The organism is Kribbella turkmenica (genome assembly GCF_004348725.1).
Lineage (GTDB): Bacteria > Actinomycetota > Actinomycetes > Propionibacteriales > Kribbellaceae > Kribbella > Kribbella turkmenica.
Window position 1 is genome coordinate 17795 of record NZ_SMKR01000080.1, and the last position, 14719, is coordinate 32513.

Annotated in this window: 13 protein-coding genes; 9 read left to right on the forward strand and 4 right to left on the reverse strand. The window is 69.3% G+C overall.

Annotated features, from left to right (window positions below; translation table 11 throughout):
• Nucleotide 1 precedes the first annotated feature (1 nt).
• Entirely contained in the window at nucleotides 2-1615 is a 1614-nt protein-coding gene (locus E1218_RS19085) for a peptide ABC transporter substrate-binding protein (protein WP_165949327.1), read from the reverse strand.
• A 142-nt stretch (nucleotides 1616-1757) separates the two neighbouring features.
• Here E1218_RS19085 and E1218_RS19090 point away from each other — a divergent pair, with 142 nt between their 5' ends.
• A complete protein-coding gene (locus E1218_RS19090; protein WP_132321999.1) occupies nucleotides 1758-2960 on the forward strand; it encodes an amidohydrolase in 1203 nt (400 codons plus the stop codon).
• Here E1218_RS19090 and fes read toward each other — a convergent pair.
• Together fes and E1218_RS19100 are read right to left on the reverse strand one after the other, a co-directional pair.
• Nucleotides 2957-4165 (reverse strand): enterochelin esterase, encoded by a 1209-nt coding sequence (fes, locus tag E1218_RS19095; protein ID WP_132322001.1) that lies wholly within the window; start codon nucleotides 4163-4165, stop codon nucleotides 2957-2959. The two genes, E1218_RS19090 and fes, sit on opposite strands and share 4 nt — an antisense overlap.
• Nucleotides 4155-5528, reverse strand: coding sequence for a M14 family zinc carboxypeptidase (locus E1218_RS19100; protein ID WP_132322021.1), 1374 nt, complete (start codon nucleotides 5526-5528; stop codon nucleotides 4155-4157). Before E1218_RS19100 ends, fes begins: the two co-directional genes overlap by 11 nt.
• Before the next feature lie 145 nt (nucleotides 5529-5673).
• On the opposite strand from E1218_RS19100, the gene E1218_RS19105 reads away from it, so the two are divergent.
• The 4 genes from E1218_RS19105 (at nucleotide 5674) to E1218_RS19120 (ending at nucleotide 9962) form a co-directional block, all read left to right on the forward strand.
• A complete protein-coding gene (locus E1218_RS19105; RefSeq protein WP_132322003.1) occupies nucleotides 5674-7353 on the forward strand; it encodes a PucR family transcriptional regulator in 1680 nt (559 codons plus the stop codon).
• A 96-nt stretch (nucleotides 7354-7449) separates the two neighbouring features.
• Nucleotides 7450-8067, forward strand: a complete 618-nt coding sequence (locus E1218_RS19110; protein WP_132322005.1) for an FMN-binding negative transcriptional regulator — start codon at nucleotides 7450-7452, stop codon at nucleotides 8065-8067.
• Nucleotides 8064-9581, forward strand: a complete 1518-nt coding sequence (locus E1218_RS19115) for an amidohydrolase (protein WP_132322007.1) — start codon at nucleotides 8064-8066, stop codon at nucleotides 9579-9581. Before E1218_RS19110 ends, E1218_RS19115 begins: the two co-directional genes overlap by 4 nt.
• 144 nt (nucleotides 9582-9725) lie before the next feature.
• Nucleotides 9726-9962 carry a hypothetical protein gene (locus E1218_RS19120; RefSeq protein WP_132322009.1) on the forward strand — a complete coding sequence of 79 codons (237 nt, stop codon included), beginning with the start codon at nucleotides 9726-9728 and terminating at the stop codon, nucleotides 9960-9962.
• 221 nt (nucleotides 9963-10183) lie between these two features.
• On the opposite strand, the gene E1218_RS19125 is transcribed toward E1218_RS19120, so the two are convergent.
• Nucleotides 10184-11248, reverse strand: a complete 1065-nt coding sequence (locus E1218_RS19125; protein ID WP_132322011.1) for a fatty acid desaturase family protein — start codon at nucleotides 11246-11248, stop codon at nucleotides 10184-10186.
• A gap of 252 nt (nucleotides 11249-11500) precedes the next feature.
• Between E1218_RS19125 and E1218_RS19130 the strand changes: the two genes are divergently transcribed.
• The 4 genes from E1218_RS19130 (at nucleotide 11501) to E1218_RS19145 (ending at nucleotide 14568) form a co-directional block, all read left to right on the forward strand.
• Complete coding sequence (locus tag E1218_RS19130; RefSeq protein ID WP_165949328.1) at nucleotides 11501-12064, forward strand: LapA family protein; 564 nt, start codon at nucleotides 11501-11503, stop codon at nucleotides 12062-12064.
• Complete coding sequence (locus E1218_RS19135; RefSeq protein ID WP_132322015.1) at nucleotides 12061-12600, forward strand: DUF5994 family protein; 540 nt, start codon at nucleotides 12061-12063, stop codon at nucleotides 12598-12600. Before E1218_RS19130 ends, E1218_RS19135 begins: the two co-directional genes overlap by 4 nt.
• Nucleotides 12601-12878: 278 nt before the next feature.
• A complete protein-coding gene (locus E1218_RS19140; protein ID WP_132322017.1) occupies nucleotides 12879-13760 on the forward strand; it encodes a manganese catalase family protein in 882 nt (293 codons plus the stop codon).
• Nucleotides 13761-13881: 121 nt separating this feature from the next.
• Nucleotides 13882-14568, forward strand: a complete 687-nt coding sequence (locus E1218_RS19145) for a DUF4142 domain-containing protein (RefSeq protein WP_132322019.1) — start codon at nucleotides 13882-13884, stop codon at nucleotides 14566-14568.
• Nucleotides 14569-14719 lie beyond the last annotated feature (151 nt).

Consider the following 14719-nt stretch of genomic DNA (forward strand, 5'->3'; position numbering starts at 1 on the left):
CTCAGCCGGCCTTGACGACCGACAGCCGGGCGCCGCCCAGCACCTCCGGTACCACCCCGCTCAACTTGTCGGAATGCACCAGCCCGCCCAGCGGCCAGTACAACGGAGCCACCGGCAGGTCCGCGAGCGCCTGGTCCGCAGCCTGCTTCGCGAACGTGGTCGTCGAGTTCGGGTCCTTGCTCGATGCGGCCCGCGCCAGCGACCCGGCGAAGGACTTGGAGTCGTAGCCGGTGACGTTGAGCGGGGCGCCGGTGGAGAACATCTGGTCGGCCATCGCGTAGATATGGGGGTACGGCGAGCCCGAGTACAGCAGGCTGGGGCCCTTGATCGACTTGCCCGCGAACCCCTCGTACAGCTGCGCGATCGGCTGCGCCTCGAAGGTGACCTTCTCGATGCCGAGGTTCGTGCGAAGCTGGTTCGCGATAGCCTGCAGCACCTTCTCGTTGGTCGGGTCCTGATAGGTGTAGAGCGTCATCGGGCCGTTCCACCCGCCGGCTGCCTGCAGAGCCGCCTTGGCCTGCTGCGGGTCGTAGGCGCACCCGTCACACTTCGCCTCACCCCCGCCGGTGAGCGTCGGTGGCGCGAGTCCGGTGGCGGTCTTGGCGTTGCCGGCCAGCAGCGACTTCACGATCGCCTCCCGGTCGATCGCCATCGAGATCGCCGTGCGGAGTTGCGGGTTCGCGAACCGGCTGTCGTACAGCGGGAAGCTCAGGTACACGACGGCCGGGTACTGGACGTCGACGACCTGTTCCGGGGTGTCTTTCTTGGCCTTGGACAGGTCGGCCCCGTCGAGGAGCGCCAGGTCGATCGTGCCGGCCTGGAAGTCGGTGTAGATCGCGCCGGTCTGCTGGTAGACGTGCAGGTCGACCTCGGCTGCGGTCGCCTTGGTGCCGGCGTAGCCGTCGTACCGCTCGAGCTTGATGTCCTGCGCACCGGTGTCCCAGCCACTGGTCTTGAACGGCCCGTTGCCGATCGGGTGCGTGCCGAACTTCTTCAGGTCCTTCGTCGCGCCGGACGGGAGCGGCGCGAAGGCCGTCGCGGAGAGGATGTACGGCAGCAGCGCGTTGGGCTCGGCGAGCGTGACCGTCAGAGTCGAGTCGTCGACGACCTTGACGCCGGACAGTTCCTTGGCCGCCGGCTTGCCCTTCGGCGGGTTCATCGCGGCGTAGCCGGCCAGGATCGCCATCGAGGCGTTGCCGGTGAGCGCGTTGGCGCCGAGGGCGGTCGCGTTCCACGAGTCCGCGAACGACTGCGCGGTCACCGGGCTGCCGTCGTGGAACGTCCAGCCGGACTTGAGTTTCACCGTCCAATTGACGTTGTCGGTGGACTCGATCGATTCGGCCACCAGCATCTCGAGCTTCCCGCTCTGTCCGTCGACCCTGGTCAGCGGCGACCAGATCGCGTAGTCGACATAGCTGCTGCCCGAGCTACCCGGTGTCAGGTTCTGCACGAAGAAGGTGGGGATGCCCACGGAGAACGTCTGGTCCCCGTCGGTCGCGGAACTCTGCCCGGCGCAGGCAGCGACCACCACCATCGAGACGGCCGCGAGTGCGGCGGCCACGCGGCGCTGCCCGGGTCGCGTACGACGTACGGAACTGGCGGGGATTCCGGTCATCAGGGGCCTCCCAGGGGATCGGTCGCATCCATCCTGGGCGTGACCGCGAACACGCAGCCTTATCGGACAGCTCAGAAACATCCCGCCGATGTTGTCGAGATCGACAGCGTCGAACCCGGCGGCGCCGGACAGGATGCGGGGCATGACGATGCTCGCGATCCACGGCGGCACCGTGGTCCCGATCGAAGGACCCGCGATCCCCGGCGGTACGGTCCTCGTCGACGAAGGGCGGATCGCCGACGTCGGCGCCACCGTCGCCGTACCCGAGGGGGCAGCGATCGTCGACGCCCGCGGCCGGTGGGTGCTGCCGGGGCTGATCGACGCGCACACGCACATGGGCACGCTCGAGGAGGGCGAGGGGTGGGCCGGCGACGACCACGACGAGGCGACCACCCCGGTGACCGCGCACCTGCGGGCGCTGGACGCGATCAACCCCGCGGACGAGGGATTCCGCGACGCGATCGGCGGTGGCGTGCTCGCCGTCGGGATCAACCCCGGCTCGTGCAACCCGATCGCCGGCGAGACCGTGGCGGTCCGCTGCACAGGCCGCGTGGTGGACCACCGGGTACTGCGCTCCCCGGCCGGGATGAAGTCCGCGCTCGGCGAGAACCCGAAGCGGTACCACGGCGACGCCGGCCGGCTGCCGGCGACGCGGATGGGGATCGCCGCGGTGATCCGGCAGGCACTCGCGGAGGCTCGTGAGTACCACGAGCGCCGATCCGCCGATCCTGCCCACGGGCCGTCGATCGACCTCGGCAAGGAGGCGCTCGGGCGAGTACTGCGACGGGAGATCCCGTGGCGCCAGCACTGTCATCGCGCCGACGACATCCTCACCGCGATCCGGCTGTCCGAGGAGTTCGGCTACGACCTGGTGATCGACCACGGTACGGAGGGCCACCTCGTCGCCGACGTTCTTGCCGAGCGCAACATCCCGGTCCTGCTCGGCCCGCTGATCGTCGGCCGGGGAAAGGTGGAGCTCCGCCACCGGGCGTTCCGCACCGCCCGGCTGCTCGCAGAAGCGGGCGTCGAGCTGTCGCTGGTGACCGACCATCCGGTGATCCCGGCGAACCTGCTGATCGTCCAGGCCGCGTACGCCGTCCGCGAGGGCCTGGATCGTGAGCTCGCCCTGCGCGCCGTCACGCTCAACCCGGCCCGCGCCCTCGGGATCGCCGACCGGCTGGGTTCACTGGCCCCGGGCAAGGATGCCGACCTGTGCATCTGGTCCGGTGACCCGCTCGACCCGATGCAGCGGGTCGAGATCGCCTACCAGCAGGGCCGCGAGATCTTCCGGTGGGACGACGAGCTTCGCGTGGGAACGATCGACGGACGGGACTGGTGGGCCTAGGGCTCGAGCGCCCACCGCAGTTCGACGGGTAGCTCGGCCAGCCAGCAGTTCAGGTCGTGTCCCCCGTTGTACTCCCGGTACAGCACCTCGTCGGCGTACTGACCGAGCGCCGCGGCAAGCCGCTTGGTCTGCGGGATCATCCAGTCGCCCTCCTGCTGACCGACGTCCAGGCAGAAGCGGACCGGCACGCGCTGGTCGACCTGCCGAATCAGCCACCCGGCCTCGTCGTCCGGCGGACTCCACCAGAACGAACCCGACTGCGCGATCACGTTCCCGAACACGTCCGGTCTGCGCAGACCCGCGAACACCGAGGCCAGCCCGCCGTAGCTCTTGCCCGCGACCACGATCCGCCGCGGATCCGCCGTCGCTCCGGTTCGCCTCCGCGCCCACGGCAACAACTCCTCGGCGAGGAAGTGCGCGAAGCCCTCGTGGCACGGAAGCTCGCGAGCCCGGGTCGCGAAGTCGATGCTGTCCGGCAGTACGGCGACCATCGGTGGCAGCAGGCCCTCCGCGACGAGGTTGTCGAGGGTCGGGAAGATCGGCAGCACCTCGGTCCAGTCCCGGCCATCCAGCAGGACGAGCAGCGCCGGCTCCGAGGTGTCGACGGCCGACTCCCAGAGCCAGACCTTCCGCTCGTTCCCGAGTACTTCGCTCGCGAACATCGCCTCCCGCACCGCGCCTCGTGGTACGTCCGGTCGTGGCTCGGCGAAGCACCGCGGCGTGGCCTGGTCCAGCGCGAAGGTGGAGAAGTACTGCGGAGGGCTGCCCGGATCGTTCTCGATGCCCGGCAGCGTGAAGGGGGTGCGATTGAACGGATCGGGGCGGAAGGCCGCCGCCCGCTCGACCGCGGCCGGCGTGCCGGCGGCCGCCAACGGTTGCAGGGAATCGTCCGGCGAGAGAACGTACCGGCCGCGGTGATCGGCACCCACCAGGTAGGTCCGGAACCAGACGTTCGTACCGTCCAGCCGTTCCAGCTGGTTGTCGGGGATCTCCCACCACAGTGCCGGACCGCCGATCACCACGACCCGTTCGACGGGCTGGTCCTGCTTCCACACGAACGTCACCAGCCGGCATTCGTCGTCGTACGGCTCGACGAGCGGCGTACCGACCAGCGCGACCTCCGCCCAGAACCGCGCCAGCACACCACCGACCGGACCGTCGGCGAGGTCGCGCCGCAGCTGCTCGATCCGCGGGCTAACGACCACGCGACCGCTCCAGGCTGAGGTGGTCGGCGGTCGCGGCCAGCGCGGCGTACTGGGAGGCGACCAGCGAACGGATCGGGATCTGCACCATCGACGCGGTCTCGCTCTCCTCGGCGATCCAGGCGTCGTACTGCGTGCCGAGGCTCGCTCTCGCCGTACGGATCGCCGGTGTCGCGTTGCCGATCCCGATCTCCGCCTCCAGGGCCCTGAGCAACATCCCCGCGTAGCGCAACCGGAACATGTGCACGGAGTCCCACAACGCCGCCAGCTCGGCAACCGTGGCCGGGCGTTGGGATTCGGGTTCGGCCGCGCGCTTCTCGATACCGTCCGGCGTCGGCGCGAGCGCGCGGGCGTAGAACCGGCTCGCGCGGACGAACGCCGACGCCGGGGTCAGGTCGTCGCCGGTCGCCGTCAGGATCTTCGCCATCCAGCCGACCAGGTCGCGCAACCCGGCGGCCTGCTCCCGCAGCGCGTCGGCGTACGACGTCGTCGTCGGTGACGGGTCGCCGACGCGGGCGTCGTCCCAGTGCGGCAGCTCGCTCAACAGGGTCAGGGTGCCGTACGAGCGGGCGTACGAATGGCTGCTGTTCCCGCCGAAGCGCTCCGGCAACGGGTCGCCGTGCTCGACGTAGTAGTCGTACAACGTCTCGATGTCCGGCATCCTGAAGATCCCGTCGGCGAACCGCACCATCGACGGCGACTCCGGCTCACCGCGATCCAGGCTCAGTCCCAGCCGCTCGGGGATCTCCTGCAGTACGCCGTGCAACTCCGGCTCCGGCCGCGACAGGTAGTAGTACGCGCCGCCGACCTCGGTGTTGTGCAGGGAGCACATCAACGCGGGGCGCAACTGGTCGATCAGCCGCATCAGCGCAGCCGTCTCCGGCAGCACCTCGTCGAAGTACGCCGTCTCGTAGTCCAGCGGGAAGGTCCATTCGACCTGCTCGTCACCCGCCGGGCGGTAGAAGTTCCGCGCGTAGTGCTCGCGGGTGAACGGGCCCTTCAGCCAGCCCTCGTTCAGCCGCAGGCCGTCCGGGTCGATGCAGGCGACGACGTGCCAGCGGTGGCCCAGCCGCTCGCGCAGTTCCTGGTCCTCGCACAGGCGGCCCGCCAGGTGCAGCGCGGTCAGGCCTCCGATCGGCTCGTTCGGGTGCGGCAACCCGAAGACCAGAGCCTCCTCCCCCGCCGATCCGATGGTCAGGCACAGCAACGGATCGCCGAGCCGGGACGTCCCGACGCGGCGCAACGACGTGACGCCGGGGTACAGATCATGGAGCCGGGTCAGCTCGTCGACCAGTTCGTCGGCCGTGCTGAAGACCGCGATCTCCGGGACGGATTCCAGCTCGGCTTGCAACCACGCGGGCAGCACCCGGGTCGCCTCCTCGGTTGTCCGGACGGGTCTCTCATGGTGGGTCGGCACCGCGCCGTCGAGCCTTGGCCTGAGCCACGAGATCGGACGCTCGCTTTGTCGGATCCGACAAAGCGATCTCACGCAGGAGGTCTATTCTCGCTGTATGCACGGTCGGTCCAGCCCGGAGTCGTCGATCCCGTCGGCGACCTTTGTCGTGCCCGTCGAACCGCCGGCGGATGCCCCGGAGCGGACACTGGGCGGCGTCATCGACACCCTGGGCCGGCACGCCCTGCACGTGATCACGGACGGCGGCAGGTTGCCGGACCACGTCGGCGAGGTCGTGCTGCACGGACCGGGCGAGCCGTTGCCCGCGGCCGAGTCCGGCATCCTCCTGCTGACCGGTAACCCGGCGACGCACCGCCAAGCCATCGAGACCGTGCGCGGCGCGGCAGCCGCCGGCTATCGCGCGGTGGTCGTCAAGGCGTTCGGCGACGATCTCGTCCGCCTCACGCAGGTCGCCGACGAGACCAGGGTCGCCCTGCTCACCACGCCGGACGAGATGGCGTGGCGGCACCTCGACGCGTTGATCAGCTCGAGCAAGAAGCCGGCGTTCTCGGGCGACACCGACCGGTTCGCCGCGATCGGGCTCGGCGACCTCTTCGCGCTGGCGAACGCGATCGCGTCCTCGGTCGGCGGCGCGATCACGATCGAGGACCCCACCGGCCGGGTGATCGCCTACTCGAACCTCCCGCACCAGGACATCGACGAGATCCGCCGGCTCGGCATCCTCGGCCGCCAGACCCCGGACCGGCCGACGAACTACGAGGAGTACCAGGCGGTCCTGCGGTCGGAGAGCCCGGTGTACTTCGAGAGCCCGTCCCCCGAGTACGCGAGCCGGATGGCGATCGCCGTCCGTGCCGGGTCCGAGGCCCTCGGACTGATCTGGGTCCTCACCGACCGGCCCCCCGTCGTGGCCCGCGCCGAGCTCGTCCTCGCCGACGCCGCCCGGGCGACGACGCTGCATCTGCTGCGTGCCCGGGGCCAGCGCGACCCCGAGCGCGCACGGCGGACCGAGGCGCTTCGCCTGCTGCTCGACGGCGCGGTCGCTCCGCGCAGCGCGGCGGTCCAGCTGGGTATCAAGCCGGACACACCGAGCGTCGTCCTGGTGATCGCGCCTGTCGGGGACAACGTCGAGCCGATCCTCGCGGCCTCGCGGATCGTCGACCTGGTCACGCTGTACTGCGAGGCGTGGCACTCGAGTGCCTTGTGCGTCACGGATTCCGGCGTCGTGTACGCGCTGCTCCCGAGCCGGACCGTCGACGAGCCGTCGCCGCGGCTGCTCAAGCTGGCCCAGGACCTGGCTGCCACGATCCAGCGCTCCGGGCATCTCGACGTCCTGGTCGGCATCGGCTCGTGCGCCGCGGCGCTGGCCGACGTTCCCGAGTCGCGGGCGATGGCCGACCGGGTCCTGGCGGTGCTCAGCGGCCGGATGTCGCGTAGCGAGCCGTCGGCCCGGGTGGCGAGCGTCGAACAGGTACGCACCGAGGTCGTCCTGCGCACCGTGGCCAACCAGGGCGCCGCCGTCGAGAGCCAGTTACTCGGCCCGGTGCGCGCGATCCGCGAACACGATCGGCTGCACGGAACGGAGTACGCCGAGAGCCTGCTCACCTACCTCAGTTCGTTCGGCGACGCGGTCCGGGCGGCCCAGGCGCTCAACATCCACGAGAACACGATGCGGTACCGGATCCGGCGGATCGAGACGATGTTCGACCTGTCGCTGGAGGACGGCGACGAGATCCTCGCCACCTGGCTCCAGTTGCGACTGCTGCGCCTGATCGACTGACCAGTCGGCTGCTCTGTCGTCTCCGACAACGGCCCGCCGACATTCGTTGCCCGCCGACAAAGCCGGGCCCCGCGACCGAAACCTACCGTTTCCAGCATGCTGGAGAACCCCGCTTACGCCCTCACCGACGCCGCCCGCATCCAGGACCTCGTCACCCGTCATTCCTGGGTCACGCTCGTCAGCCACCTTCCGACCGGGCTGGTGGTCTCGCACGCCCCGATCCTGACCGAGGGCGATGCAGCCCGCCTGACCGTCGTCGGCCACCTCGCCCGCGCCGACGCCGAGACCCACGAGCTGGGCCGGCACGACGTCGTCGTCATCGTCCAGGGCCCGCACGGCTACGTCACGCCGGACTGGTACGTCGGCGGGCCCTACGTCCCCACCTGGAATTTCGTGGTCTGTCATCTCCACGGCCGCCCGGAGCTGCTGTCGGCGGACGAGACGTACGACGTCCTGAGCCGGACCGTCGACCACTACGAGCAGGCCCGGCCGACGCCGTTCAGGCTCGGCGAGGTGACGGACTACGCGCGGCAACTCGCGCCGCACACGACCGGGTTCCGGCTGGCTCCTTCGCGGATCGACGCGAAGGCGAAGCTGAGCCAGGACAAGCCGCTCGCCGATCAAGCCGGTGTCCTGCGCGGACTCGACGCCGACGCGGTGCACGGCAATCCGGAGCTCGCCGCGACGATGCGGTCCTACGGAGTCGGCCGGTGACCGCGCAACTCGAGACCGCGAAGCCGATCGTCCTGCGACAGGTCCGGCTGGGTCCCGGCGGGCCGATCACCGACGTCCGGATCGCCGACGGGCGACTGGCCGAGATCGGCGAGCTGGCCCCCGGGACCGGCGACGAGGTGTTGTACCAGCGCGGCGCGACCCTGCTCCCCGGACTGGTCGACGGCCACGTCCACACCGCCCAATGGGCCGAGCGACGGCGCCGGATCGACGTTCAGGCAGCACAATCGGCGACCGAGGCCGTCGACCTGATCGCCGGCGCCCTGCGCACTCGTCCGGCGGTGCCCGCCGGTGATCTCGTGACGGCCCACGGATTCCGCGACGGCCTGTGGACGAGCCCTCCGCACAAGGACCTGCTCGAGTCGGCGCTGCCCGGCGTACGGGTAGCGGTGATCAGCCAGGATCTGCATTCGATCTGGCTGAGCCCGGCCCTGCTCCAGCACCTCGGCCGCGACCACGCGACCGGCGTTCTGCGGGAGCAGGACTCCGTCCAGGTGAACTACGAGTTGTCGCGGGACGTGCCGACCGAGCTCGCCGACCAGTGGGTGCTCGAGGCAACCCGCGCCGCCGCACGCCGCGGTATCACGTCGATCATCGACTTCGAGTACGCCGATAACCGCGCCGACTGGCTGCGCCGATCGGAACAGGGACCCGTGCCGGTGCGGGTCAAGGCCTCGATCTGGCAGCCCTGGCTCGACGAGGCGATCGAACTCGGGCTGCGGACCGGCGCCGCGTTGGTGGGCGGTCACGGCCTGATCGAGGTCGGACCGTTCAAGCTCGTCGCGGACGGTTCGCTCAACACGCGAACGGCGTACTGCCATGATCCGTACCCGGAAGCGAAGGCCGGCGAGCAGCATGGCCTGTTGCTGATCGACGAGGAGGAGCTCGTCACGCTGATGACGGCTGCATCCAGCAACGGACTCGCTCCGGCCGTGCACGCGATCGGCGACCATGCGAACACCATCGCCCTGAACGCCTTCGAACGCGTCGGGTGCGCCGGGCGTATCGAGCACGCCCAACTCGTCCGGCCCGCCGACGCGCGCCGGTTCGCCCGCCCCGGTCTGATCACATCGATCCAGCCCCAGCACGCCATGAGCGACCGCGACGTCGCCGACCGGCACTGGCACGACCGGACCGCGACCGCGTTCCCCTACGGCTCGCTGCTCCGCGCCGGCGCCACGCTCGAACTCGGATCGGACGCTCCCGTGGCCGAACCCGATCCCTGGCACGCGATCGCGGACGCCGTACACCGGACCGACGACGAGCGGCCGCCCTGGCATCTCGAGCAGGCCATCCCGTTGCGTGCCGCGTTGCGCGCCGCCGCCGGCGGGCGGGAGTCACTCGAGGCCGGCGATCCCGCAGACCTCACGCTGGTCGCCGAGGATCCGGTCACGCTGTCCAACAGCGACCTCCGTCACCTCCCGGTCCTCGCCACGATGGTTGCCGGTCACGTCACCTTCCTCGCCGACGATCTCGGTAACGAACAGACGATGTAACAGGTGATTCCCAGCGAGGCCCTGTCGACGGCTGAGGTGTGCTGGGCGGCGCTTCTCGCGGTAGTTGGAGGCCGAAGATGAGGTGTGACCAGCTGCTCCGGTGGGCACCGCAGGTTGATAGCCGACAGGAGATGGAGTAGGCGCATGGCTACCTGTGTGATGTGTGGAAACGACTATGAGAGGGCGTTCACCGTCCGTACCGCGGACGGCGAGGAGTTGGTGTTCGACTCGATCGAATGTGCGGCGCACCGCATCGCCCCGACCTGCGCCCACTGCGGTTGCCGGATCCTCGGACACGGCGTCGTCGCCGAAGGATCGACGTACTGCTGTGCGCACTGCGCCCGTGAGCACGCCGGCGCCGACATCAGTGCACACGCGTGACGCCCGAAGGTTCAATCACCCTGCGGATCGGGCGGAGCAGTGGTTTCGGCGCTGCTTCACCCGTCCAAGGGCTGCAGATCCGTCGTGACCTGGCTGCCAGCAGTTGCGCCGGTCTCGTCCTGTGACCGGCGGCCGGCCAGCGTTCGGGGCCTGCTTGGCCGCCTTGCTGTTGTCTCTTCGATGTACGAGTTCACCTCGTGGCCGACCTCGGCCCGCCACCTCTAGTAGCCGGAGGCGGTGGCTGTCGGCCGACGCAACTGGTGGCCGATGTGGTGCATGTGCCGCAGTCCTTGAGCGTAGGAGTCGATGAGGCCGGTGGACAGGTAGGGCACGCCGATGTGCTGGCAGTAGGCGCGGACGGCGCCCTGAGCGTGGCGCAGGTTGGCTCGCGGCATGTTCGGGAAGAGGTGGTGTTCGATCTGGTAGTTCAGGCCGCCCATCATCCAGTCGGTGACGGGATGCCCGTTGACGTTGCGGGAAGTGCGGACCTGCTTCTCGAGGTGACCCCACTGAGTCTCGGCGTCGGGCATCTCCATGCCCTTGTGATTCGGCGCGAACACGCTGCCCAGGTGTAGCCCGAACAGGGCGTGGTGCAGGATCGCGAACACGATGACCTTGTGCGGCGACATCACCAGCAGCAGCCCACCGAAGTACACGGTCAGATGGGCGGCGATCAACCCGAGCTCGAGCGCGGCCTTGCGCCGGGGACGCCGGCGGAGCAGGTAGGTGATGCTGGCGACCTTCAGGGCTACGCCTTCGAGGGTGAGCAGCGGGAAGAAGATCCGTGCCTGGTGGCGGCTCAACCATCCGTGCACGCCCGTCCGTCCCTCGGCCTGCTCCAGTGTCCACACGAGTACGCCGGCGGCGACGTCGGGGTCCTTGTCGGTGTGGTTCGGGTTGGCGTGGTGGCGGTTGTGCTTGTTGTTCCACCAGCCGTAGCTCATGCCCAGCAGCAGGTTTGCGTGCAGCTGCCCGATCGCGTCGTGCACGAGGCGCGAGCGGCCGATCTGTTGATGGCCGGCGTCGTGGCCGAAGAACGCGGCGCGGGTGGTGAAGACCGCGGCAGGTACGGCGAGCAGCAGGACCAGCCAGCTGTTGCCCAGGAGGATCAGCCCGGCCACGACAGCGGTCAGGCACAGGAGGTTGAAGGCGATCGAGCCCAGGTAAGAGCTGAGTCGGCGCTCCAGGAGGCCGGAGTCCTTGATCTGGCGGAGCAGCGGTGCGAAGTCGCTGCCTTTGGTTTGTCGTCTGGCCGGTCGGTCGAGCAGGTCAGCTGTGGCTGTCAAAGCGTCCTCGAATCACGTCGGAAGGGCCTCACCTCTGGGTGAGAATCATGGATTGCACTCAGCGGGAGGCCTAACGCTGGTACCGGGAGGAGCGGACTCTGTTCGAGCCACGCCGGGATGCGAGTCCACTGTCAGGCCGTATCGCGTTGCCCGCTGCTACACGGAACGAGGAACACCCATCTACCACTGACAACGCCGTCGGTCCGGCAAGTATTCCGCTGCGAGCGCCTCGTGCTCCGGAGATCCGGCAGCTTGGCGAAGCCGGGCGCAGTCCGCGGTGTCCTGAAGGTCGCGGTGGGCTGTGATGGTGGAGACGGATCGGGCAACCCGAATGGCGTTCGGCATGTCTTTCTGGTCCAGACAGGCGTACTGTTGAAGACAGTTCCGGAATCGATGACATCCCGTTTTGAGGCTGCCAGCCACACCGGCCCTCCCATAGGGAATGTCATGTCCGTACTTCGACGCACTCGCAGCACGCCCGAACCTTCGGCACCGGCACCAGCCACGCCGATGTCGGCCGTCGACGAACTCTCGAAACCGCTGTCGTCGCCCCGGGCACCGCGTACGCGAATCAGTGCCGCGTGGTTCGGGATCTGCGCGGCCGCGGCCGGTCTCGTCATCCTGATCGTCTTCATGCTGCAGAACACCGGCAGCGTCGATGTCCACTTCCTCTGGATGGACGGCTCCCTGCCGCTGGCCCTGGCCCTGTTCATCGCCGGCGTCGCCGCGACCATCGTGGCCACGGCGATCGGCGCTGCCCGGATCACACAACTGCGTCGCCTCGTTCGCCGCCGGAGAACCGAGCCCTTGTCGTGACGCTCACCGCCAACGACGGCAGGACGGTCTTCTCCGCAACCGAACCGTCGACGCCGCGACTGCGGCTCCGCCCAGACACCGCGAGGGAGCTCCTCCACGGTGCCTGGTGGCCGCGCTCGAACGACCCGGTGGCCGAGATCCCCGGCCTCGTCCTGGCCATCGACGCCCTGCACGGGCCGATTTCCCGGATCATGGTCTACAGCGGCGACTGGGAGAGCCATCCACGCCGTCTGGCCGTCGACGGACGACTCGTACGGCTGGGCTACTTCGCCAGCCAGCCGCCCGGTCTGCTGATCGCCCTGTCGGGCAGGGGCGGAGGTCGCGTCGACCTGGCCGTCATCCCACCGGGCACGGCAGCAGCGACTGCCGAGACCGCGATGCGCCTCGCCGCCACCACCGGCAACCAGATCCGCGCCCAGGACCTCGTATCGACCGTGGCCGGCTCTCGACCGTCCAGTGGTTCTCGAGCGGCCGGCACAGCATCCGAACACGCACGGGAGGCCGGGCGACGGGGTCACGGCACCTCGAACGCGTAAACGGTCGCGCGCTGGTGAAGTCAACGCGCGCGAGCGCGCGTCCTGAGCAGCCACACGAGCTCGAGCTCGGGGCAGGAACCTTCCTCCGCAGTGCCCAGACAGCCTATGGCCACACCCGATGGCGAACCCTCGTGGCAGCGCCGCGGACTTTCTGCCAAGTCCTGAACGACTGAAGGACACGCCTGCCTCTGCCGTCATGGACAACTTCCGATCGCTGGGTGTGCTTGCGACGTCACTGGGTACCTCCGGGCTTCTGCCGATGCACCAGAGGAGGACTCGTGTTCTTTCACCGCCAGGAACTCCAGTTCAAAGCCACGCCCGACAAGCCCGACGCCGTCTACGCCCGCAAGCTCCAGGAGGTTCTCGGCGGCCAGTACGGCGAGATCACGGTCGCGATGCAGTACATGTTCCAGGGCTGGAACATGCACACGCCGGGCAAGTACCGCGATCTCGTCTTCGGGATCGGCGCCGAGGAACACGGCCACGTCGAGATGCTGGCCACGATGATCGCCCAACTGCTCGAGAAGGCCCCGCTGGGAATCACCGAGGACGCCGTTCAGGACGACCCGACGGTGGCCGCCGTCATCGGCGGCACCGACATCCAGCACGCGATCGTGGCCGGCGCCGGTGCGCGACCGGTCGACAGCATGGGCAACCCGTGGCAGGGCACCTACATCACCGCGAGCGGCAACCTGCTCGCCGACTTCCAGGCCAACGCGAACGCCGAGATGCAGGGCCGGGTCCAGGTCGCACGGCTCTACCACATGACCGACGATCACGGCGTTCGCGACCTGCTGTCCTTCCTGCTCGCCCGCGACACCATGCACCAGAACATGTGGCTGGCCGCGGCCGCGGAGCTTCGTGAGGAAGGCGCCGAGGGACTGCCGGTGCCCAGCAACTTCCCGCAGTCCAACGAGTACCGCGAGGTGTCCTACCAGTACCAGAACTTCAGCGACGGCCAAGCCGCCGCCGACGGCAGCTGGGCGTCCGGGCCGACACCCGACGGCAACGGCGAGTTCACCTACCACGACGGCCCGACCACCACGGCCCCGATGCCACCACCCACCCGGCCCGACGCCCGCTTCTACGGCACCACCGACCTCCCCAATCCCGTCGAGAAGGTCGCCGGCCTCGCCCAGGACAAACTCAAGAAGGAGTAACCGTCCGGTCCGGAACGCGTCCCCGACTGGTACGGCAACGGTGTTCCACAGGGAGCTGGACGCTTGGAGGCTCTCCTTCCGGGTACCTACGCCGACCATTCGTTTCAACGAGAGGACCGACATGACGTCGCTAGCGGGTCTTGTACGACGGTGGGCCGTCACCGCGTTGGCCGCGGCTGCTGTGCTCTCGGCCGGTGCCGGACCGGTACGGGCCGCGACCACCCTGAACGACGCGGACCGCACGTTCCTGGCCGCCGCTCACCAGTCGAACCTGGCCGAGATCGCCACCGGGAAACTCGCACAGTCGAAGGGCACGAGCCAGGAGGTGAAGGATCTCGGGGCGATGCTCGTCACCGACCACACCAAGCTCGACTCGGCCCTTCGCGCGGTGGCCACGGCCAAGAACGTCGCGTTGCCGGATGCACCGAACGCGGAGCAGCGGGCGCTGCAGGCCAGGTTGGCCAACGCCTCCGGCGCGGAGTTCGACGCGATCTTCGTGGCCGGGCAGGTTGCCGGTCACGCCAAGGCCATGCGAATCGGCGAGACCGAACTCGCCCGGGGCAGCGACGCGGCAGTCAAGAAGACGGCTGCCGATGCCGCACCGGTGATCGCCGAGCATCATCAGAAGTTCATGGCCCAGGCGCGGGCGATGGGCCTGCCCGACTCGGTGAACGCCGGATTGTCGGGGACCGGGGCACTGTCCTCGCCTGACAACGGACGAGCGGCCGCGCTGATCGCCGTCGGCGGCCTCTTCGTGGCCGTCGGCGCCGTTCTCGCCCTGACACGCCGCAGGACCGCGGTGTCTTGATGCGTCGAGGCAGTCTCAGCGCAGTCCTGGTCCTGGTCGGCGCGACGCTGACCGGGACCGGGGCAGCGCTCGCCCAGGACCCTGATCCGCCGCAGCTGCCCAGCTACGGGTTGGCGCCGGTAGCAGAGCCCACCGTGGCCCCGACGTCCTC

Excerpts from the sequence above, each read along its gene's own strand:
- E1218_RS19085 (WP_165949327.1), bottom strand. The coding sequence starts at position 1,615 with ATGACCGGAATCCCCGCCAGTTCCGTACGTCGTACGCGACCCGGGCAG.
- E1218_RS19090 (WP_132321999.1), top strand. The coding sequence starts at position 1,758 with ATGACGATGCTCGCGATCCACGGCGGCACCGTGGTCCCGATCGAAGGA.
- E1218_RS19105 (WP_132322003.1), top strand. The coding sequence starts at position 5,674 with ATGCACGGTCGGTCCAGCCCGGAGTCGTCGATCCCGTCGGCGACCTTT.
- E1218_RS19110 (WP_132322005.1), top strand. The coding sequence starts at position 7,450 with ATGCTGGAGAACCCCGCTTACGCCCTCACCGACGCCGCCCGCATCCAG.
- E1218_RS19120 (WP_132322009.1), top strand. The coding sequence starts at position 9,726 with ATGGCTACCTGTGTGATGTGTGGAAACGACTATGAGAGGGCGTTCACC.
- E1218_RS19145 (WP_132322019.1), top strand. The coding sequence starts at position 13,882 with ATGACGTCGCTAGCGGGTCTTGTACGACGGTGGGCCGTCACCGCGTTG.